Here is a 23,467-nt window from a genome sequence, read left to right as displayed (position 1 = left end):
ATCCCAGGAGCTGCACCCATGACTCTCGCCACCATCGCCGGATCGCAGTTGACGGCAGATCTCAAGCCGCAGCTGGCGTTGCTGGTCGAGGACATGCGTGGTGAGCTCGACGCGGATGCCGAGCTCACCGCCTCGTGGAAGGCCGAGCACGCCGAGGCACGCGAGCAGAAGCGCACAGCTGCCGCATGGACGGACTTCGTCGAGGATCGGCTGGTCCAGGCTGCCGTGGGCTGGCTTCTGACATCCGTCTTCGTTCGGTTCTGCGAAGACAACCTGCTGCTGGGACCCGACAAGGTCTGGATCAGTGGTCCGACCCCTGCCCTGCGTCAGCGTGCCCTCGACGCCGAGGACCAGTTCTACCGCGAAGAGCGCGGCGCAGAGCAGGGCAGCCGCTCCTATCGCGAATGGCTGGAACAGTCCTTCGCGGCACTACGCGCCAACCCCGGTACCGCATCACTCGTCGACGATCACGCGGCGATCGAACTGATCGCACCGACGTCGTTCGCCGTGGAGCAACTCCTCGCGTACTGGCGACGCACCGACGAGAACGGTGACCTGGTATGGCATTTCCATGATCCCGAGCTCTCCACACGTTTCCTCGGTGACCTGTACCAAGACCTCTCCGACTACGCCAAGAAGAAGTACGCTCTTCTCCAGACGCCGGAGTTCGTGGAGGAGTTCATCCTCGACCGCACCATGGAACCGGCTCTCAAGGATCGACCACTCGAAGGCTTCACGCTCATCGATCCGACCTGCGGTTCCGGGCACTTTCTCCTGGGTGCCTACGCCCGACTCGTCCGACACTGGGAAGAAGCCGCTCCCGGCATGGAACGCAGGACTCGCGCCAACAAGGCGCTGGCCTCGATTCACGGAGTGGACCTCAATCCCTTCGCCGTGGCCATCGCCAAGTTCCGACTCATCGTGGCGGCGATGAAGGCATCCGGCGACACCGATCTCGTGCACGTGCCCAACTACACCCTCAATCTCGCCACCGGCGACTCGCTCCTTCACGGCCCTGAGCGCGACGGTGCGGTTGCGCTCGACCTGGGTGACCAGAAGTTCGACAAAGACGCTGTGGCCAGTAGTTTCGCCTATTCCACCGAAGACGCCGCAAAACTCCGTGGGCTCCTGACACTCGGCCAGTACGACGTGGTGGTGGGTAATCCTCCGTACATCACGGTCAGCGACAAGGCGCTCAATGCGCGATATCGGGAGCGATTCACCTACTGCAAGGGCACCTACGCGCTCACCGTGCCCTTCATGGAACGGTTCTTCACCCTCGCCAAACGCGGCGACCGCCCCGGCTGGGTCGGGCAGATCACCTCCAACTCCTTCATGAAGCGCGAGTTCGGGGTTCCGCTGATCGAGAAGTTCTTGGCGACCAAGGATCTGAGACTCGTCGCCGATACGTCCGGCGCCTACATCCCGGGACACGGCACCCCGACCATTATTCTCGTCGGCCGTAACCGTGAGTCCAACGACGATGTGCGGGCCGTGCTGGGTATTCAGGGTGAACCGGGCGCTCCCGAGGACCCGGCCAAGGGCAAAGTGTGGACTTCGATTGTGGAACACGTCGACGAACCAGGCTTCGAGGATCAATGGATCTCGGTAGTGGACTTACCACGGGCGAATCTTGCTGCGCATCCGTGGAGTCTCTCCGGCGGCGGCACTATGGAAGTTCTTTCGAAGATCGAGTCCAATGCAGATGACCAACTTGGGCACCAGATCGATGCAATCGGGAGGACCACGCACACTGGCTTAGACGATGCTTTCTACATGAGTCGTCATGCTGCGGAAACTCTCAACCTACGAAACGACACTGTCCCAATTGTCCTGGGCGAGGATATCCGAGACTTTGCGATTCACCCAGCGTCCGTCACCATTTTTCCATACGACGAGTCAGGGATTGCTCGGGAAGTTGACGCCGATGCGCTCCGCGTAATGTGGCTTAATCGAACAGCACTCAGTCGGCGTGTCGATTTTCAAAAGACCCTTGGTGAGCGTGGACTACGTTGGATCGATCATTCGATGTTCTTTCCCAGACGCTATCGCAATCCCCTGAGCATCGCCTTCGCCTTTGTCGCCACGCACAATCACTTCGTCCTGGACCGCGGAGGGAAGGTATTCAACCGTTCTGCGCCAGTTATCAAACTGCCGGACGGCGCGACCGAGGACGATCACCTACGGCTCCTCGGCGTACTCAACAGCTCCACTGCCTGCTTCTGGCTGAAGCAGAACAGCCATGACAAGGGTAACGGTGGAATCGGCGGCGGGATCGGAGACGAAAAATGGGAGCCCCGATACGAATTCACCGGAACGACCCTTCAAGATTTTCCGCTTTCGACGCAGCTTCCAGTAGACCGTGCCCGGACTTTGGACACCCTTGCAGGACGAGCAGCCAAAGCAGAACCATCTGCGCTACTCAGCACACACAAGCCCACGAGCTCAGCTCTGAACGATGCAATGAGCGCCAGCCACAACCTTCGCGCGATAATGATCTCCGAACAGGAGAACCTCGACTGGGAGGTCTACAACCTCTACGGGCTGACCGTGGAGAATCTGAATCTCCCGGAGGGTGCGTCGAGTCCTGGTCTCTCACTTGGTGAGCGCGCATTCGAAATCACTCTGGCACGCAGGATGGCGGCGGGTGAGGGAGAAACCGAATGGTTCAACCGGCACAATTCCATTCCGATCACCGAGATTCCCGCAGACTGGCCGCAGGAGTACCGCGATCTGGTGCAGCGGCGGCTCGACGAGATCGAGAGCAATCCATATATTCGCCTTCTCGAGCGTCCGGAGTACAAACGGCGCTGGGCGGGGGAGTCGTGGGATACCAAACTTCAACGCGCTCTGCGGGATTGGCTACTCGACAGAATCGAGAATCCGCAGCTGTGGGTCAACCCGCAAGGGTTGCCGCAGCCGCAGTCGGTGGGTGAGCTCGCCGGCGTGTTGGGCCGGGACCAGGAATTCATCGATGCACTCGATCTGTGGGCCGGACACAAGGACGCCCCCGTCACCGAGACGCTCGTCAAGCTGCTTTCCGATCAAGCCGTTCCCTACCTTGCTGCCCACCGCTACAAGGATTCGGGCCTGCGGAAGCGAGCCGAGTGGGAGCGCGTGTGGGATATGCAGCGCGATGAGGATGCGGGACTGATCGCCGCAACCGACATCCCGGTGCCGCCCAAATACACCACCGCCGACTTCCGCAAGAACTCCTACTGGTCGCATCGCGGAAAGCTCGACGTGCCCAAGGAGCGGTTCATCCTGTACCCCGATGCCGGTCGGGAGACCGACCCCACACCGCTGTTGGGTTGGGCCGGATGGGATCACGCACAGCAGGGGCTGGCGCTCGCAACCATCTATGCGATGCGTGAATCCGAAGGTGTGGAGAGCGCGACGCTCGTGCCGGTCGTCGCCGGTATCGCCGAGGTGCTGCCCTGGGTCAAACAGTGGCACAGCGGAGCAGACCCGAATCTCGGTGTCGACCTGTACGAATACCTCAACGGTCAGTTGCAGGAGAAGTCGCAGCAGGTGGGCGTGCCGGTGAGTGAACTCGCACAGTGGCGGCCTGCAGCACCCACGCGCGGACGGAAGAAGAAGAAGAAGAAGGCGGGTAACTGATGTTTCCGGGAATGGCCTCTGGCCCCGCGCACACACTGCGCGAGGTCTTCGACATCACCGAGTCGGCGGGACGCAATGACTACGTCCTCAAACTGTCCGACTCGGTCGGTGACGCGCAGCTGACCCAGACCATCGACTCCTACGTCGTGACCCCTGCATTGGCCGAGGCATTCGACGTCGCTCTCGGCGTCGTCGACGAGGGGTTGCGCACCGGTGAGAACAAGGCCGCCTTTCTCGACGGCTCCTTCGGTTCCGGTAAGTCGCACTTCATGGCGGTCCTGTACGCGATCCTCGGCCACGCACCGCAGGCACTCGCGGTTCCCGAGTTGCAGCCCATCATCGCCAAGCACACGGCCATCGAGCAGAAGAAGCTGCTGCGGCTGACCTTCCACTTCCTGGGCGCAGATTCCGTCGAGGCCTCGCTGTTCGACCAGTACCTGCACCAGATCAGGGAGTTGCATCCCGACTCGGCACCACCGGTGCTCCATTCGGCCGGCAACCTGTTCACCGACGCCGCCAACCGTCGGACCGCCGACGGAGACGAAAAGTTCTTCGCCACCCTCAACGGATCGGCCGGCTCCTCCGGGACCACCGTCGACTGGGGCAAGGCCGATGTGGCGGTGGGCGATTGGAACGCCACCAGCTATGCCGGGGCCACCGCCGCAGACGCCGACCCCGCCCTGCGTTCACGCCTGCAGCAGGCCCTGATCGCCACCTACTTCACCAGCTACTCCCGCAACACCGATTGGCTGCCACTCGAAGACGGCCTCGCGGTGATCGCATCACACGCCAAATCGTTGGGCTATGCGGGTGTGGTGCTGCTCCTCGACGAGCTGATGCTCTGGTTGTCGTTCATCATCTCCGAGCGCGAACGCTTCAACGCCGAGGTGCAGAAGCTCACCAAGCTCGTCGAGACCAGTCGTGGACGACTCGCGCTCCCCGTGATCTCCTTTGTGGCACGGCAGTTCGATCTGACCAGGTGGGTGGCGACGGGCTCCGACTCGGGAGCCACCCAGCAGGCGGCCGAACAAGCCATCCGGCATCAGGCCGGGCGGTTCGCGAATGTGGTTCTGGGCGACGAGAATCTGCCGTACATCGCACACAAGCGCCTGCTCCGGGTGCGCGATCCCGAGGCCCAGCAGTGGCTCGAGAGTGCCTTCGCCGCGATCGACCGCAACCCCAAGGTGTGGGACGTTCTGCTCGACGGCATCAACACCGACGATCAGCATCGCGGATCCGACTCGGATGCCTTCACACTCACCTACCCGTTCTCGCCGGCGCTCATCGCGACGCTGCGCAGTCTGTCGGGGGTGATGCAGCGTGAACGCACCGCGCTCAAGGTGATGAAGCAGATGCTCGAGGACAACGCCGACCGTCTCACCGTGGAGAACGTGATCCCGGTGGGGGAGGCGTTCGACTACATCATCGACAGCGCGGGTAACACCCCCATCAACGATGCCGTGGCCCAGACCTTCAAGACCGCACGCACCCTGTGGTTCGACAAGCTCCGCCCGCTGCTCTTCCACCAGGTCAACGTCGATCCGGACACCTCCGATGCCGACGTGCCGGCCGGGTTGCGCGCCGACATCCGGATCGCCAAGACCCTGCTGATGTCGGCGTTGGCACCGAATGTGCCCGCGCTCAAGCAGATCGACGCGTCACGTCTGGCATCGCTCAACCATGGCAGCGTGGTCAGCCTGATCCCGGGTGACCAGGTCGGCCAGATCGTCGCCAAGGTGCGCCGCTGGGCCGCCGACGTCCCCGAGATCACCGTCTCCGGTGACGCCAACCCGATCTTCTCGGTGACCCTGGAATCGGTGGACTACGAGCGGATCATCGAACGCGGCCGTGAGAACGACACCGATGGCGAACGCCGAAAACTCATGCGCGAGTTGCTCAGCGAGTTCTTCGGTGTCGGCAACGCGCAGCAGGCCGTCGACGGAGCGTACTTGCGGACCGCCATCTGGCGCGCCACCGAACGTGACGTCGAAGTGGTCTTCGGCAACATCCGTGATCATGGCTACCTGTCCGATGACGCGTTCCGCCCCTCTCGTGATGGTGTCTTCCGCATGATCGTCGACCTGCCGTTCGACGAGGCAGGACACACCACCGCCGAGGATCATGATCGCCTGGATGCGCTGATGCGCACCGCCACCGACCGGTTCACCGTCTGTTGGACCCCGGCGTTCTTCCCGGAGAAGATCACCCGGCAGCTCGGTCGCCTGGTGATCCTCAACTATGTCCTCGCCGGCGACCGGTGGGCCGGCTTCGCCAACGAACTCGCCGAGTCCGATCGGGCCGCAGCGAGATCGATTCTGCAGCAGCAGCAATCACAGCTACGCGGTCAGATCGGGTCGGCGATCCAGGTGTACTACGGGGTGGCATCCACCGCCGGCGCCGACGCCGCACTGTTCGCCGATCAACCGCCGCTCCGGTCCCTGCATGCCGGTTTCACCGCGCAGCCGCCGATCGGGACCACACTCGGCGAGGCCGTGGAACGATTGATCGCCGACGCATTCACCGCGCTCTACCCCGACCATCCGGACTTCACCCCCTCCGACAAGGTCATCACCCGCCGTGAACTGGCGATGACCCTTGAACGGTTGCGCGAGGCCCAATCCGATCCCGAGGGCCGGCTCGCCTTGGATCGCGGTGACATTCAGACGGTACGTCGGATCGTCACTCCCCTCGGACTGGCCAAGACCAGTGAGACACATCTGATCTTCTCCGCCGATCAGTTCGCCGGCTGGCGGTCACGGATCACCCAGGAGCTGGGGCGGTCCGGGGTATCCACCGACGATTCCGGTGACACATCGCACTCCGAGGTCCCGGTCGAGGCAGTACGGACCGCGATCATCGAGTCCGGGCCTCGCCGCGGACTCACCGACGACGTGGTCGACCTGATCACCGCGGCATGGGCTGCGCAGACCAGACGGTCGTGGTTCCTGCACGGATCGGCGGTCGCCGAGCCGGGACTGGGTGAGTTCCGCCGCCGCGGGCTCACACTCAGGGTCGAACCGTTGCCCGAACGGCAGGCATGGGTCGATGCCAACGCCCGGTGGACCAAGCTGACCGGACAGCGACCCAACGACTTCCTGACCCCCACCAATGTGGCTGCATTCGCCGACGCCGTCCGCACCTTTGCCGCCGATCGACAGGTACACCGCAACCGGCTGGCCTCAGCACTGGACAAGGCCTACTCGCAGCGAGGGATCGACGGCGGGGCACGCCTGACGACCGCCCTCGCGCTCGACAAGGTGTTCGCCCCCGACCTCTCGACTCTGGACAACCTCGCCGTGGTCACACGGATAGCCGACGCCGACCTCGGGGGCGCCACCGATACCGAGGCCAGTCGATCACTCGCCACCGCCCCCGCGGTGGCCGATGCCGTCGAGGGATTCGCTTTCCAACGCCTCGAACCGCTGTTGCACCGTGCCGCGGCCAATGGGTCATCGGAAGCGGGATTGGATGCGGCAAGCATCATCGCCGAACTCGACGCCGCCCTGGTCGCCCAGGAATTCGCGACGCCGCTCGTCGCCGCACTCGCCCGGGTCAAGGAACGCCGCGAATCATGGACCGACGCGCAGCTCGCCACACCGCCCCCCACACCACAACCGCAGACCGAACCTCAACCGGCAGATTCCCGACCGGGACCGCACACGCCGGTGGTGGAGGTGCAGGTGTCGGCGAGGACCGGATTCAGTGCCGTGGAGCAGAAACTCGCCGACCTCCTCGACAAGCACCCCAAGCGCACCTACACGGTCACGATCACCGACACGACGATCACCGACACCGACCGATGACCGACACAGCGGTACTGCCGGACGCCGACCTGCAGTCGATCAAGGGTGTGATCACCGAACTCCGCGACAAGAAGTATCGTCCGGGAGTGGTTGCGGTATCGGCGGTCCCGACGTGGTCGGGACCGGAGGAGGCCATCCACGCCGGTGATCGGATCCTGATCACCACGGCCCCCAGCGTGCTCGCGATCCGCGACGCTCTCCGCCGCCGTGCCGAAGCCGACTGGCTGGTGATCCTCACCGACCGGCCCGCAGTGGAGATCCCCAGTGGCGTCGCCGAACACCTGGTGACCGGGCGGCTGCGCAACCTCGATCCGTTCCCGTTGCTGCGCAACGCCTTCGCCGCGTCCAAGCAGGAGTTCGGCCTGCTGGGCGACCGGACCGACATCGCCCGGGCCATGCTGCGTGAGGTGGGGGACAAGCCGTCACCGGCACCGGGTGGTGTCCTGACCAACGATCATGTCTTCACCGAGGTCGGCAACAAGCGATTCAGGCTCGTGCGCGGTGACATCACCCCACACCATGTCGCGGTGTGGTCGATGGATCCGGTGAAGACCCGGAGCTACGAGGCGTGGGCAACCCATGCCCCGCCTGTGCTCGTCGAGCAGTATCTCGAGTGGCTCACCCGACGACTCGGAGAACTGGGACCGGTCGTCGTATCCGCGTGGCGGCATCAGGGACCGTCGTCGATCGTTCCGCTCGGACTGGTCGCCGGACTCCTCACGGGTACACCGCAGCCTGGCGAGGATGTCGGAGACACCATCCCACGCGTCCGCACCCGCCTCGAGATGAAGGTCGACGACGTCGTGGTGACAGAGGCACAACTCGCGACCTGGGGGGCGTTGGCCACACTCGCCGTCGCAGCTGCCCCTGATCCGGGACCGACGCTGACCGCTGCCGAGGCCTTGGCGTCCGAGCTCCATGCCGAATCACTCGTCGCGCGCTCCGACACGTTGCCCTCCGCACTGATCCTGCGCCTGAACACCTTTGCCGCTCGGCTGGCACAGGCGGCCCAACAGGTGGTGAGGCGTGGTGGCGCGGAGACGGCCGATCTCGGGGCCGTCGAGAACGCGTGGGCCGCGGTCTGCGCGCACCGCGATCACGATTCGTCCGCCGCACCGCGCGACGTCGGAGTCGGTGCCGCGGGTCTCCGGTTGCTGCGGCGACTGGTGACGTCCTGGCCGCAGCCCACCACCCTGGCGGAGTGGTTGGCCACCTACCGCACCGATCTGTCCTGGGTGGACAGCGCGGTCAACCGCGCCCACGTCGGCGCCGACAACCCCACTCTCGCCACGGCCAATCACGCCCTCCTGCAAACGATCCGGGTGCACCGCGCCCGACTGGATCGCGAGTTCGCCGCGCGACTCGCGGCGGCGGGGGTGCATCACGAAACCGGAGCGGGTGCACCGCTGTACGTCGAGGATGTCCTGACCTCGATCGTTCTACCGCTCACCCCCCTCCATCACGGTGGAACCGGCGCAGGCCTCGGGACCGCCGCACCCCAACGGTCACCGGTCTTGGTGATCGTTGCCGACGGGATGGACGTGGCCTCGGCCAACGACATCGTGGCCGATGCTCTCCGCCATCGTCGACCGCAGTGGCAGAACTGCATCGGAACCGATCACGACGGTCCGCTGACGGCGTTGTCCGCGTTGCCGAGCGTCACCCACTTCTCTCGGTGTTCGTTGCTCACCGGGGCGTTGGCCGCCGGTGGGCAAGACCGTGAGCGGTCCGGATTCGCCGACTGGTTGCAGCAGAAAGGGTTACGTGGGCAGGGACAGGTGCTGTTCCACAAGGCCGATCTCGATGCCGTGTCGAAGGGACACTCGCTGGCGCTCGATGTGCGTCACGCCGTGCAGGACACCGAAGGCCGGACGGTCGTGGCCTGCGTACTCAACGACATCGACGACGCCCTCGACCGATCCGATCCGATCGGTACCTCGTGGACGATCGCGTCGTTCAAACATCTGGATGCGTTGCTCACCGAGGCCGCCGCGGTCGGCCGGACCGTGGTCCTCGTCAGCGATCACGGGCATGTGGTGGAACGGCGTGAACAGCCGAGTGTGCAGCGCGGCGAACAGGTTTCTGCCCGGTATCGGCACGCAACCGGCATACCCGCGGCCGACGACGAGGTGCTCGTGGCCGGTGACCGTGTCCTCACCGACGATCATCGGGCGGTCCTGGCCGTCGACGAACAGCTCCGCTACACCGGCCTCAAGGCCGGATATCACGGCGGCGCGGCACTCGCCGAGGTGTGTATCTCGGTGTCGATTCTGGTCAACGGTGCGATCGGCTCGCACTTGCCCTTGGCGCCGGCAGACTTCGGACCGCCCGCGTGGTGGGACCTCGACGACACAACATCCACGGCGGGCATCCCGGTGGTGACCTCGATCGAGGTACGGGCGCCGAAGAAGCGTCCGGCCAAGTCGACGAAGGCGGCCACACCGGCGGCATCGAATGGTCAGGAGTCCTTGTTCGATCTGGGGGCTACGCCGGCCTCCGACGCGTCGTCGACCGATGGTGGTGACGCGGCAGTCTTCGATCTGGTGGGGCAGGTGCTCACCACCGATCTGTTCTCCAGTCAGTTCGCGCGGTTCGGGCGCAACCTCACCAAGGTGTCGATCGGGGCACTACTGCGCGAGGCCGAGGCGGCCAACGGTGTGATCCCGATGGTCAAGGTCGCCGAGATCCTGGATCTGCGACCGGCCAAGGCCCGCGGGGCGGTCGCCCATCTCAGCCAGATCTTCAACATCGATGGCGTGTCGGTGATCGGCCAGCAAGGAGACGACGTGATCATCGCGACCCCGTTGTTGTTCGAACAGTTCGGATTGACGCAGTGAGCGACCTCTCACCGGTCCGCCGACGCGAGATCCTGACTGCCCTTCGGCAGGGCAGTGTGCCCTCGGGCAACCTCGACGTACTGGCAGTGGGGATCGACAAGTTCGCTGCCACCGTCGACGACGAGCTCGCCGCTGTCGCCGCCGGCGGGTCGGTGTTCAAGGCCGTGCGCGGTGAATACGGTTCGGGTAAGACCTTCTTCGCGCGTTGGGCGCAGCAACGGGCGATGCGTCAGGGGTTCGCCGTTGCCGAGGTCCAGATCAGCGAGCTCGAGACCCCGCTGCACAAACTCGAGACGGTGTACCGCAGGACCACCGAATCACTCCACACGTCGGCCTTTCCGCCGTCGGCGTTCCGCTCGGTGATCGACGCGTGGCTGTTCGAGATCGAGGAGGACGCCTCGGCCACCGCTGCGGGTGAGGAACCGACAGCAGCCGAGGTCGGTGCGCTGCTCGAGCAGCGACTTGCCGCGGTCGCGACCGCGACACCGGTGTATCCCATGGTGTTACGCGCCTATCGGACGGCGGTGGAGGACGGTGACGCGGTCACCGCCGATGCGCTCATCGCGTGGCTGGGTGGGCAACCGCATGTGGCGGCATCGGCCAAGCGTGCGGCCGGTGTGCGTCACGACGTCGACCACTTCCTCGCCATGGGTTTCTTGCAGGGATTGCTTGCGGTCTTGAAGGGTGCGCGACACCCAGGGCTGCTGTTGGTGATCGACGAGGTGGAGACCTTGCAGCGGATGCGTTCGGACAGCCGCGCCAAGGCGTTGAATGCGTTGCGGCAATGGATCGATGAACTCGACTCGGGACGGTATCCGGGCTTGTACCTGCTGATCACCGGGACACCGGCGTTCTTCGACGGCCGGATGGGCGTGCAGTCGCTGCCGCCGCTGGCCCAACGACTCGCCACCGACTTCACCACCGATGCACGTTTCGACAATCCACGTGCCCCGCAGATCCGACTCCAGAACTTCGACGCCGACCGCCTCGTGGAGGTCGGCATTCGGGTACGCGACGTGTACGCCGATGGTGCCGACGATCCGATGCGCATCCGTACGGTGGTCGACGATGTCTACATCGCCGATCTCGCCACCGCGGTGGCCGGCAAACTCGGCGGACAGGTCGGCGTCGCACCACGACTGTTCCTGAAGAAGCTTGTGGTCGACGTACTCGACCGTGTGGACCTGCACGCCGGCTTCGATCCTCGGCGCGACTACGCGTTGACGGTGTCGGGCAACGAACTCACCGACACCGAACGGGCCGCGGTCTCGCCCGACGACATCGAGCTGTAGCTCATGAGCGGATTCGAACTCCTCGACCCGGCAATTCAGCACCACATCGTCAACTCGCTCGGCTGGCCGGGACTACGCCCGCTGCAGGAGGATTCGATCCCGACGATCGTCGACGGTGACGATGCGCTGTTGCTCGCACCGACGGCGGGCGGCAAGACCGAGGCGGCGATGTTTCCGGTCCTCACCCGGATGCAGGCGCAGCGGTGGACCGGGACGTCGGTGCTGTATGTGTGCCCGCTGAAAGCCCTGCTGAACAATCTGGGTCCCCGACTCGGTGACTACGCGGCGTGGGTCGGCCGCAGCGCCGCCGTATGGCATGGGGACGTGGGACAGTCGGCGCGCAGACGGATCACACGCCAGCGTCCCGACATCCTGCTGACCACACCGGAATCAGTCGAGTCGATGCTGGTGTCGGAAAGTGTTGATGCACTTCAGTTTCTGGGCGGAGTTCAGGCCGTCGTCGTCGACGAGGTGCATGCATTCGCCGGTGACGACCGCGGCTGGCATCTCCTCGCGGTGATCGCCCGGCTCGACTCGTTGATCGGTCGACGCCTACAGCGGATCGGGATGTCGGCGACGGTCGGCAATCCCGACGAGCTGCTCGAATGGTTACGTGGGGGAGCCCCCACGAAGGGACGTGTGGTGGCACCGCGGGTCCCCACAGCGTCGAATCCGGAGATCGTCGTCGATGCCGTCGGCAGTGCCGAGAACGCAGCCAAGGTGATCGCCGGGCTGCACCACGGCGAGAAGCGCCTGGTATTTGTCGACTCACGGCGCCTGGCCGAGGAGCTCGGGACGTCGTTGCGTGATCGAGGGGTCACCACCTTCCTCTCGCACTCCTCGTTGTCGGCGGAGCAACGACGCGAATCCGAGGCTGCGTTCGCCGACGCCCGCGACTGTGTGATCGTCGCGACCAGCACACTGGAACTCGGCATCGATGTCGGCGATCTCGATCGTGTCATCCAGATCAACTCACCGCGTACCGTTTCGTCGTTCTTGCAGCGGCTCGGTCGGACCGGCCGACGCCCCGGCACAACTCGTCACTGCCTGTTTCTCGCCCTCGACGACTCCTCGCTCGCCCAGACATTGGGGATGCTGCACTGCTGGGCTGCTGGATGGGTCGAGCCGGTGGTCGCCACACCCGAACCGCGGCACATCGCCGCCCAGCAGTTGCTCGCCGCAGCGCTGCAGACCCGACGAGTCCCACTCAACGGCTGGCAACAGCAGTGGGGAACGCTGCCGCTCTTCGGCGACGAGGGCCAAGAGATTCTCGACCACCTGCTCGACACCGGCTTCCTCGATCACGATGCCGGTAGTGCATTCATCGGGGTCGAGGCCGAGAAGCACTTCGGGCGACGACATTTCATGGAGCTACTCGCGGTGTTCACGGCTGCACCAGAGTTCCGGGTGTTCCAGGGCCGCAACGAGATCGGGATGGTCGACATCGGTTTACTGACCGAGGACGTCGAGGATGTGCGTGTGTTGCTGCTCGGTGGCCGTTCGTGGCTGGTCACCCATATCGACTGGAAGCGACGGCAAGTGTATGTCGAGGCCACCGATATTCACGGAATGGCTCGCTGGCAGTCGATTCCCGATGGCCTGTCCTACGAGATCACCCGCGGCGTACGCAGCGTGCTGCTCGGCGACACACCTGCCGGTGTCACGCTGTCACGTCGTGCCCTCGCAGCGCTCGACGGTTACCGTGCACAGCGCGCCGCCGACGTGCGCGCAGACTCGCTGGTGATCGAGCGCGACAGCCGCGGTGACTGGCGATGGTGGACGTGGGCAGGTGTCAAGGCCAACCGCACACTGGCCGCCTGGGCACGTGATCTTGTGCCCGGCCGGCAGCGAATCGGGGCCGAATCGATTCGGCTGCACTCAGATCTGACCGTTGACGCCATCAAGCAGGGGCTGGGCGACGTCCAGCACAGCTCGGAGCGACCCGCCCCCGCCGTCGACCGCAGCGCGATCAAGGGGCTCAAGTTCTCGGTCGCGCTGCCTGAGGACCTCGCCCGCCGGACGCTCGCAGTTCGGATGATGGAGGCGAAGCGGGCAGAAGGTTTGCTGAACGAATGTATTTCGTTCCGGGTCGGAAGCGAGTGACGTCGAATTGCCTCACCGGACGGGCAAGGACAACGCGATCGTGTCCAACTTGTCGGTCTCGATCGTTACTATCGCGATGTGATGGATGAACTCCCCGAATCCCGCCCTTACTGATTCGGAATGGCCGTCGATCGCGATGGCGCGGAGACAGTAGGCGTCACATATACCCGAGAAGCGGGCAAGTGCGACAAGGCTTTTACGTCCGCGAAAACCCGTTGCACGGCTCGACGGGCGGTCCGTACAGTCCGGATTCATGAACAGTTGTGCGCTGGTTCTCGGTGGCGGCGGATCGGGCGGGAACGCCTGGGAGATCGGTGTCCTCGCGGGACTCGAGGATGCCGGAGTGGATGTGACCGACGCCGACCTGATCATCGGGACGTCGGCGGGCTCCACCACCGCCGCCCAGATCACCGGCGCGAGACCGGCGCAGCTGTTCGCCGACATCCGCGACACCCCGCAGCCCACGGTCAGTCGTGGCGGTTCCGGGGCCGGCCGAACCCACGTCGCCGACCAGATGGCACGAACCGCCGCCATCATCGCCGACGCCCACGACCCCGCCGACATGCGCCGACGGATGGGTGCGGCCGCACTGGCCCTCACCTCGGATGCACCGCCTGCCGGTCGTCCGTCCTGGCGAGACATCGTCGCGTCCAGGCTGCCGAGCCTCGAGTGGCCCGATCGCGACGTCCGGATCGTGGCCGTCGACGCCGAGACGGGCGAGCCGGTCGTCTTCGACCGACGCAGCGGCGTCGACCTCGCCGATGCCGTGGCCGCGAGCTGCGCCAGCGGGGAGCCGCACCGCATAGCGCAACGGCATTTCATCGACGGTGGCTACCGATCGAACGAGAATGCAGATCTGGCAACCGGATTCGAGCATGTCCTGGTGCTCTCACCGTTCGGTGGCCGGTTCCGGACTCCAGCGGAGTGGGGGATGAACCTCGCAGCACAGGTGGACACGCTCCGCTCCGCCGGTGGCGAGGTCGAGACGATCTTCCCGGATGCCGACTCGGTGACCGCGTTCGGCGCCAACATGATGGATCTGCGAATCAGGCCACGAGCGGCACAAGCGGGCTACCATCAGGGCGCCGCACTGGCCGTGCAGACCAAGGACTTCTGGCACTGACACCGGATGGCCCGGGCCGCACCGCCGATGGCAGCGTCGATCACGACCTCCCAACCCTGGCCGAACCTGTCTAACACCTGTAAGGTACGCATGTCGGTTTTGCGTACTGAAAGGGACCCAAGGTGCACACAGGCCCAGCCCCCGCACGGCGCACGCCGTCCACCCTTGCACGCCGCGCCGGCGGCGGCGAATCCGTCGAGGCACTGGTCATCATCGCGATCGTCACCATCCTGGTGACCCGCGCCTACCTCCAGGCCACCGGTTACCCACAGATCGGCGGCGGCACCCTGCACATCGCCCACGCCCTGTGGGGCGGCGCGGGAATGGTGGTGGCCCTGGTGGTCTCGCTGTCACTGTTGGGCACCGGCCCGCGCACCTTCTCGGTGGTCCTCGGCGGGATCGGATTCGGCCTGTTCCTCGACGAGGTGGGCAAGTTCGTCACCAAGACCAACGACTATTTCTACAGCCCCGCGGTGTCGATCATGTACGTCGTCGTGGTGATGATCCTGGTCCTCAACCGTCTCGTGCTCGACGTGGCCGGCCAATCGGGTTCGGCCGCACTCGCCGGCGCGGCCGGGATCGCCGCCGACGGCATGGTCACCGGTCTCACCCCGACCCAACGCACCCATGCCCGGAAGCTCCTGGCTGCATCCCGGGACGGTGCAGCGGCCGCGGATGTGGCCGGCATCGCGTCGATCATCGCATCGTGCCCGGTCCGACCACCGAGCCGTCGGGACCGGATCGCCCTGTGGCTCAAGGCCCATCCCTGGGTGGACCTCGGCGGGTCGCGGGCGACCGTCGTCGCCGCGATCGTCCTGACGCTTTTCTCGCTCGCCGGCGTGATCAGTGCGCTCGTCACCATCTCGGATGATCTCGACACGGGCTCCCAGACCGGCATCACCCCCATCGGGCAGCTGGTCGGGTCCGCGGTGGCAGCAGTCCTGTGCATCGTCGCCGTGCTGCGACTGCGGGATGGAACCGTGGCACCCGTGCGACTGCTGCGGGCGGCCGCCCTCGTGACCATGCTGCTGACCGAGGTGTTCGACTTCGTCGAGGAGGAGTTCGGGGCACTGATCAACGTGGCCATCGGACTGCTGGCCCTCGCCGTCTTCACCTCTCGGATCCGTCGCCTACAGAATCCCGTGGTGAGCGATGAAGCGCCGGATGCCGACGACGAGCGTGGCGCGCTGCCCACCACCGAGGTGCATGCGTGACCGTTCTCGCGATCACCCTCTCGCTGATCGCCGCCTTCCTGTTCGCCATCGCATCGGTTCTGCAAGCCAAGGGCACACAAGGCCTTTCCGACGACGAGGCGCTCGGCGCGGGCTTCTTGTTCACCCTGGCGAGACGCAAGACGTGGGTGGCCGGGCTCGTCGCCGACATCCTCGCCTTCGTCGTGCAGGCCGCCGCGCTCGCCGTCGGCAGCCTCATGCTCGTGCAGCCACTACTCGTCACGACGCTGCTGTTCGCACTGCCCCTTGCGGCGATGACCGCGCGCCGCAGATTGACTGCCCGCGAATGGTTCTGGGCCGGGGCCCTGACGATCTCGCTCGTCGTGTTCATCGCACTCGGCCAACCGTCCGAGGGAATCGAGCATCCGCCGTTCAGCGCCTGGATCGTCCCGCTGGCGGTCGTCATCCCGGTCGTCGCGGTGTGTGTGATCGTCGGTTCCCGGCTGCCGCACGGCACCTGGCGATCGCTCACCCTCGCCGTCGCCGCCGGTGTGCTCCTCGGCATCTCGGCACCGCTCACCAAGACGGGGATCGCGGCATTCGAGGACGGGCTCCTCGCCGGAGCGCGCAGCTGGGAGTTCTGGGCGATGGCGCTGACCGCGACCCTCGGCACGCTGTGGCAACAGTCGAGCTATCAGGCCGGTGACGTGCAGACCAGCCTACCGACGGTCACCGTCCTCAAGCCGATCATCGCCATGGCCCTGGGATTGACGATCTATCAGGAAACCCTGGGGATCGACAGCACCGGCGACATCCTCGTCATCGTCGCACTGTCGGTGATGATCCTCGCGACCATCATGCTCGGTCGCCTGTCGGCACCCGAATCCGATCCCGACCCCACACCACAGCGATCGGCCACCGTGGAGGTAGCGCGATGACCACGTCGACCCCGAACGAACCGGTACCCGACACCCCGCAGAAACTCCCGCCACCGCCGGCTCATGACGGCGGGCCGGCCCTGTTCATCCTGACCCTGGTGGTCATGACGGTCTCCCTCGGCATCGGCTATTCGGCCGGCCTCGGCAAGGCCTCGGTACTCGGTGCGATGGTCGGACTGTTCTGTGTGATGGCGACATTCGGCGGATCCCTGGGTTCGGACCTGCGCCGACTGGCCTGGCTCGCCCCGCTGACCGTCTTCGCCGCGTGCGTTCCCCGCGCACTCGGCACGTGGAACAGCTTTGCCGGTGTCCTCGTCCTGATCCTCGTCATCTTCGGGCTGTCGCTGTTTCCCGCGGTCATCCCGAAGTTCCGACTCCTCAGCATCGGGGTGTGCTACTCGGCGGTCGCAGGCTATGGAATCGCGCTTCCCACAGGAACATCCGAGTTCCACATCGTGATGGCGGTTCTGCTGGGACTCGCCATCGCAGTGGCGGTGCGCGTGCTCGCGGGAATCGCCGATCCCACCAAACCGACCCGCGTGGCAGTGGCGGCGCCGTTGCGGACCGGCGACTTCACGACCGTCGACATCATCCGGAGCTGGATGGTGGATCGCCCGTCCACCTGGACGACAATGGTGCTCACCGAGTCGCTTCGGTTCCGCCGCTCGGTGGATCTGCTTCGCGCACAGGCCGACCGGCCGACCACACAGACCCCCGAGAAGCTGGGGATCTCGGCTGCTCTGGCCGCGGTGAACGCCGACGCCACCGCCGTCGCCGATCTCGTCGAGGCGCGTCATCCCGACGAGATCGACCACAAGAACTCGGCCCCGCAGGAGCGTCTCACCGACAATCCGACAGTCCCCGACGACCCCCGGCTGACCGCTGCGTCGCGAGCCCTCGTCACCAAGGCCGAGCACCACCTGGCTACGATCCGGCAGGCGGCCACCGACCGTGACACGACGCCGCTGACCCGGGTCAAGGACTTGCGCTCGACCTTCCTGCGCGCCCGGATCACCGCGGCGATCTCGCCGGATTCGCCCGAGCTACACCAAGGTCTGGCCAAGTCGGTGGGCATTCTCGCAGCCTGGGGGACCGGCCTGCAGGTGGCGCAGCCGTTCTTCGCGAACACCTTCTTCAACGCAGTCGTGTCCATGCTGCAGCCGACGTGGACGGAGACAGTCCGGCGCATCGGCTATCGACTGATCGGATGCGCGATCGCCGTCGTGCTGGTGGTACTCGCCGCGGTGTGGTTACCCGCCCCGACGATGGCGCTGATCGCCATCATCGGGCTGTTCACGCTGACGTGGTACATGTTCTCGCACCCGATCGTGTCCAATGCGGGTGGTGTGGCCATGACGGTGGCCCTGACCGCCACCAGTCGTCACCTGGATCCGCTGGCGACCCTCGTCCACGTCATCCTGATGCTTCTCGTCGCCGGTGTGATCGTGTTCCTCGTCAGTCTCCCGTCGGTGCTGCGATCACGGCGCACCACCGTCCAGGACGCGCTGTCGACCGCCACCGAGAAGCTGCTCGTGCTGCTGTCGGAGATCGACACCGACGCCGAACTGGACGATTCGACGCGCTTCGCCGTCTTCGTCCGAGCCTCGGCGATCAGCGATCAGTTGCGGGGCAACGGTGCGGCGATGGCGCCTGAGCAACGCGGTCGGGTGGAATCGGCTGCCAACATCATCGACATGCTGACGCTGGTCACCGTGATCTACCGTGACCGGACTCCTACCGGGACCGGGTTCCGCGACACCATCGCCCACACCCGCGAGATCCTCGGCGGACCGACCGCGCAGTCACGCGGACTCGCCTACGACGACGCGACCGCCGACGGCGTGGACGTCCGGATCGTCCAGTGTGCCCGCGAGTTGGTGCGCCTGCGGGCGACCGCCTACGAGTGACGGGGGCCGATGCCGAGTGACGGGGGCGATGCAACCGGGGGGCAGCGGTGGTGCGGTGCGGCGGGGGAGATAGATTGCACCGCTGAGAGGGGGCCGTATGGCGGAGAGGTTGACGCCGGAAGAACGTAAGCGCAGGATCATCGCCGCCACCCGGTCGATGATCGAGGAGTCCGGACCCGCAGACGTCACCCTGCGCTCGGTCGCCCGCCGCTGCGGCATGTCGGCACCAGGCGTCAAGCACCACTTTGCGTCGATGAGCGACCTGTTCGCCGCCGTCCTCGAACAGTGGAACAACGACGAGGTCGCCGCGGTGGAACGCATCGTCGCCCAGTACGGCGACGATCTCACCCTGCTCGATCTGGCCGATTCGCTCGTGCGGCACTTCGCCGGCATGAAGGAGATCACGAGCAACTTCGACCTGCTCGAGGCCTACGCCATGTCACCGGATCATCCCGCGCACGAGGCGTACCAGCAGTTCAGCATCCGGCCCCTGCCGATCACCTGGGAGCTGGTGGTCCGGGACTACGAGAACCCCGAGGCGGTGCTGCGGATGTTGAGCCTCGTCGTCGACGGACTGCGCTTCCGGTGGCTGCACGATCCCAAGAACGCCGACCAATGGGGCGACTGGATGGCCATCCGGGACACACTGTTCTCGAGCTTCACACCGCGCACCTCAGCAGCGGGAGACAAGGCACAAGGGGTCACGGTACCGGGAGACCGCGGGGAGTAGGCCCGGCCGGCGTCGTCCCAGTCCGGCCGTCACCGCTGGTGATGCTGTGCAACGTGGTCGGGAACGGGATCGGAATCCTCGCCACCCGACTTGTCGAAGGTCACGTCGATCTCCTCGAACCCCTTGCTGCGCTGGGCGCGTACCTGCGCGGTGTAGGCGGCCTCGTCGCCCGGGGTGAGCACCACGTTGTCGGTGAACGGGGTGAGCAGTGAGCGCGGGTAGAGCTTGTCGACGCGCACCACATTGCCCTCGAGACACACCACGACGAGCACCGCGGCGAGGTAGAGAAAGGCGAGGAGTCCGAGCACCATCGCGAACACCCCGTACGTCTCACTCGCCCTGGCGATGACGCGCAGCACGTAGACACTGCCGAAGGTCTGCAGCGCCTGCCACCCGAGCGCAGCCCCGAATGCGCCGGGAAAGACATCCCGTGTGCTCACCGACCGACTCGTGCCGATCCGGAAGGCGACGACGAAGATCCCGGTGTTGAGAACGACCGAACCCACGATGGTCAGGACCGTGCTGGCGGATCCCAGATCGGACGCCGCGACGACACCGTTGAGCACGGTGAGACCGATGATCGCGACGCCGACCGTCGACAGCAACCAGGCTCCCTGGATGCGTACCCGAATCGGATTGGGTCTGTTGTTCCGCGGCACGGTCCACACGACGTTCATGGCGTTCTGCAGGGCCACCGCCACGCCGAGCGCACCGTAGACCGCGCTCACCGCGCCGATGGTCACCGCCATCACGCTGCCGGTGATCTCGCCGGGCACCTCGAGATGAGAACCGATGACCGGGATCTGCGAGAGCGCCGAGTCGACGATCTGCCGCTGGAGTTCGGGATCGTCATGCAGCACGAAGCCCAGTATCGAGGTGAAGACCAGCAGCAGCGGGAACAGCGAGATGAACGCGTAGTAGGTGATGAGCGCCGCGAGGTAGCCGCCCTGATCGTCGAAGAACTTGTAGGCCACTGCCAACGGATACCCGCTCGCCGGATGGCGTCGCTGGAAGTGGTCGACGCGTTCGGAGAACGACACCGGCGCTCCCTTCCTGTGAACCGCTCCACGCAACCTGTCCGGCCGACGATCGGTCGCTCGGCCCTTGAGTCTAACCGGAGTGGTTGTCCGGTTCCCGGCAGGCGGCGGTGGTACGGCCGTCGGCACTGATCGCGTGCGCGCCCGGGTCACCGGAGTCATGCCGGGAAACACCTTCACACCCACCGGATTCTCGCGCCACGGCGAGTAGGCTGACTCGCGGCCGATCGATGTCGAGGAACCGGGGTCGCGATGATGCAGGACCGTCCATGGCTGGCTTCGTACGGACCGGGGGTTCCCGACGACGTCACCGTCCCCGACAACCGGATCACCGATCTGCTGATCGAGGCCGCGGAACGAGACGGCGATGTGGTCGCCGTCGACTTCTTCGGCGCCACAACCAGTTACACCGAACTGGCCACCCTCGCCGGGCGAGGTGCACACGCGTTACGCCAACTGGGTGTACAGGCAGGCGACGCCGTGTCATTGGTACTGCCCAACAGCACCTCCCATGTCGGGGCCTTCCACGCGGTACTGGCATGCGGTGCAACCGTGGTCGAACACAATCCGACCTACACCGTCGCCGAACTCCACGACCAGTTGGTCACAACCGGGTCGGTACTCGTCCTGTGCTGGCGCAACCGCGTCCTCGACGTGCACGAGGCCGCGATCGGAACCGCAGTGCGCGAGGTCATCTCGGTGGACGTCGCCGACGACCTGCCCTGGACCGCACGACTTGCCTTACGCCTTCCCGTGGCCGCGGCACGCACAAAGCGCCGGGCATTGACCGGTGCCGACACCGGAGATGCCCAAGACTGGCGTCGCCTGGTCGCCACGGCGGCGCCGCAACCACTGCAGGCCGTCGGACAGGCGTCGGACATCGCACTGATCATGTTCACCGGCGGCACCACCGGAACCCCCAAGGCAGCCACACTGACACACCGCAATCTGGTGGCCAACGCAACCCAGGGGAGAGCGTGGGCGGGCTTCGACACCGGCTCCGATGTCGTCTACGGAATGCTCCCGTTCTTCCACGCCTTCGGAATGATGTTCTGCCTCGTCCTGCCCCCACTGATCGGTGCCACCTTGGTGGCTTTTCCCAACTTCGATCCCACCGCGGTGGTCGCAGCGCAGCGCCGGCGCCCGGCCTCGTTCATCCCGGGGGTGGCACCCATGTTCGACCGGCTGCTCGACGCAGCCGGAGACACCGACCTCACCTCCATCCGAGTGGCCTTCAGCGGTGCCATGCCCCTGTCACCGGCTGTCGCCGAACGGTGGGAGAGCACCACCGGGGGCCTGCTGATCGAGGGCTACGGCATGACCGAGTGCTCGCCGATCGCGCTGGGCAACCCCTGCTCGGAGAGACGGCGGCGTGGTGCCCTCGGGATCCCGTTCCCCAACACCGAGATCAGGGTGGTCGACGCCGAGGACCACACCGTCGAGGTCACACCTGACGCCGACGGTGTGCGCCACGGCGAGCTGTGTGTGCGGGGTCCGCAGGTGTTCGCCGGCTACCTCGGTCAGCCCGAGGCGACGGCGCAGACCGTGGACGCCGAGGGCTGGCTGTACACCGGGGATGTCGTCGACGTCGATCATGACGGGTTCGCGGTGCTCGTGGACCGCGTCAAGGAGCTGATCCTGGTCGGCGGATTCAACGTGTTCCCGTCCGTCGTCGAAAGCCACCTTTGGCAGATGCCCGGAGTCGCCAACATCGCAGTCGTCGGGATTCCCCGTGGCGACGGCACCGATGAGGAAGTCCTCGCGGCCATCGTGGTCGACCCGAACAGGCCGGCCCCGACGCTGGCCGAGGTCCGGCAGTTCGGCTCGCAACGTCTTCCCGGCTACGCCATCCCCCGGCACCTGGAGGTGGTCGACGACCTTCCGGTCAACATGATCGGCAAGACCTTGCGACGAAGCGTCCGGGCGGCCTACCTCGAGCGCCACCGGGCATGACCACCGAGATCGAGCCCCGCAGCGCCTGGTTTGCCGACCGTCGGTAGAATTCTCCAATCACTCTGTCGCGCAGTGATTACGCTGGTTCGCCGAGATGACCACCCCACAGGTTTCGACACGGGTCCTCGCGATGCTCGGTCCCGGCCCAATCAGCTTGTGGCCGTTGATGGTTGAGCCGACGAGGAGCGCAGCGACGAGGCGTGTCGAAACCTCCGCCGGCCGAACTCACCGAGGTGACCAAACGCCCAAGGTGGTCACCACCCCACGCAGGCAGCGGAGATTTCGACACGGGTCCTCGCGATGCTCGGTCCCGGCTCAATCAGCAACCGGACCACGACAAGAGACGTCGAAACCCCCGCCGGCCGAACTCGCCGACCCCGCCACCTCCGAAGTGGGTCACCACCCAACGCAGGCAGCGGAGATTTCGACACGGGTCCTCGCGATGCTCGGTCCCGGCTCAATCAGCGTGTGGCCGTTGCTGGTTGAGCCGACGAGGAGCGCAGCGACGAGACGAGTCGAAACCTCCGCCGGCCGAACTCACCGAGGTGACCAAACGTCCAAGGTGGTCACCACCCCACGCAGGCAGCGGAGATTTCGACACGGGTCCTCGCGATGCTCGGTCCCGGCTCAATCAGCAACCGGACCACGACAAGAGACGTCGAAACCCCCGCCGGCCGAACTCGCCAACGCAACCAAACGGCCGAGGTGGTCATCACCCCACGCAGGCTCAGGAGATTTCGACACGGGTCCTCGCGATGCTCGGTCCCGGCTCAATCAGCAACCGGACGACGACAAGAGACGTCGAAACCCCCGCCGGCCGAACTCGCCAACGCAACCAAACGGCCGAGGTGGCCATCACCCCACGCAGGCTCAGGAGATTTCGACACGGGTCCTCGCGATGCTCGGTCCCGGCTCAATCAGCAACCGGACGACGACAAGAGACGTCGAAAC

At 65.7% G+C, this 23,467-nt stretch carries 12 protein-coding genes; 11 read left to right on the top strand and 1 reads right to left on the bottom strand.

From position 1 onward, the window contains the following. Nucleotides 1–18 precede the first annotated feature (18 nt). From pglX to ACWDUA_RS23630, 10 genes are all read left to right on the top strand, one after another. Nucleotides 19–3,621: a BREX-2 system adenine-specific DNA-methyltransferase PglX gene (pglX, locus tag ACWDUA_RS23675; protein ID WP_449753468.1), complete on the top strand. Its 3,603-nt coding sequence runs from the start codon at nt 19–21 to the stop codon at nt 3,619–3,621. 11 nt (nt 3,622–3,632) lie between these two features. Then, nucleotides 3,633–7,424, top strand: coding sequence for a DUF6079 family protein (locus ACWDUA_RS23670; protein WP_449753467.1), 3,792 nt, complete (start codon nt 3,633–3,635; stop codon nt 7,422–7,424). Further along, nucleotides 7,421–10,261: a BREX-2 system phosphatase PglZ gene (gene pglZ / locus ACWDUA_RS23665; RefSeq protein ID WP_449753466.1), complete on the top strand. Its 2,841-nt coding sequence runs from the start codon at nt 7,421–7,423 to the stop codon at nt 10,259–10,261. Before ACWDUA_RS23670 ends, pglZ begins: the two co-directional genes overlap by 4 nt. Next, nucleotides 10,258–11,553 carry a BREX system ATP-binding protein BrxD gene (gene brxD, locus ACWDUA_RS23660; RefSeq protein ID WP_449753465.1) on the top strand — a complete coding sequence of 432 codons (1,296 nt, stop codon included), beginning with the start codon at nt 10,258–10,260 and terminating at the stop codon, nt 11,551–11,553. The genes pglZ and brxD overlap by 4 nt, the downstream gene beginning before the upstream one ends. Nucleotides 11,554–11,556: 3 nt before the next feature. Next, nucleotides 11,557–13,656 carry a DEAD/DEAH box helicase gene (locus ACWDUA_RS23655; RefSeq protein WP_449753464.1) on the top strand — a complete coding sequence of 700 codons (2,100 nt, stop codon included), beginning with the start codon at nt 11,557–11,559 and terminating at the stop codon, nt 13,654–13,656. 253 nt (nt 13,657–13,909) lie between these two features. Further along, nucleotides 13,910–14,779, top strand: coding sequence for a patatin-like phospholipase family protein (locus tag ACWDUA_RS23650; RefSeq protein WP_449753463.1), 870 nt, complete (start codon nt 13,910–13,912; stop codon nt 14,777–14,779). A gap of 122 nt (nt 14,780–14,901) precedes the next feature. Beyond that, nucleotides 14,902–15,993, top strand: a complete 1,092-nt coding sequence (locus tag ACWDUA_RS23645; protein WP_449753462.1) for a hypothetical protein — start codon at nt 14,902–14,904, stop codon at nt 15,991–15,993. Next, the gene (locus ACWDUA_RS23640; protein WP_449753461.1) at nt 15,990–16,889 is read left to right on the top strand and encodes a DMT family transporter; all 900 of its coding nucleotides are present in this window, start codon (nt 15,990–15,992) and stop codon (nt 16,887–16,889) included. The genes ACWDUA_RS23645 and ACWDUA_RS23640 overlap by 4 nt, the downstream gene beginning before the upstream one ends. After that, nucleotides 16,886–18,796 carry a hypothetical protein gene (locus tag ACWDUA_RS23635; protein ID WP_449753460.1) on the top strand — a complete coding sequence of 637 codons (1,911 nt, stop codon included), beginning with the start codon at nt 16,886–16,888 and terminating at the stop codon, nt 18,794–18,796. The genes ACWDUA_RS23640 and ACWDUA_RS23635 overlap by 4 nt, the downstream gene beginning before the upstream one ends. Nucleotides 18,797–18,893: 97 nt before the next feature. Then, nucleotides 18,894–19,526, top strand: a complete 633-nt coding sequence (locus ACWDUA_RS23630) for a TetR/AcrR family transcriptional regulator (RefSeq protein WP_449753459.1) — start codon at nt 18,894–18,896, stop codon at nt 19,524–19,526. 29 nt (nt 19,527–19,555) lie between these two features. Here ACWDUA_RS23630 and ACWDUA_RS23625 read toward each other — a convergent pair whose 3' ends face one another. Continuing rightward, on the bottom strand, nt 19,556–20,566 hold the full coding sequence (locus ACWDUA_RS23625; protein ID WP_449753458.1) for a YihY/virulence factor BrkB family protein: 1,011 nt from the start codon (nt 20,564–20,566) through the stop codon (nt 19,556–19,558). Nucleotides 20,567–20,815: 249 nt separating this feature from the next. On the opposite strand from ACWDUA_RS23625, the gene ACWDUA_RS23620 reads away from it, so the two are divergent. After that, the gene (locus ACWDUA_RS23620; RefSeq protein ID WP_449753457.1) at nt 20,816–22,516 is read left to right on the top strand and encodes an AMP-binding protein; all 1,701 of its coding nucleotides are present in this window, start codon (nt 20,816–20,818) and stop codon (nt 22,514–22,516) included. Nucleotides 22,517–23,467 lie beyond the last annotated feature (951 nt).

It is taken from the genome of Gordonia sp. NPDC003376 (assembly GCF_053589235.1).
This window is presented reverse-complemented; position numbering and strand designations above follow the sequence as displayed.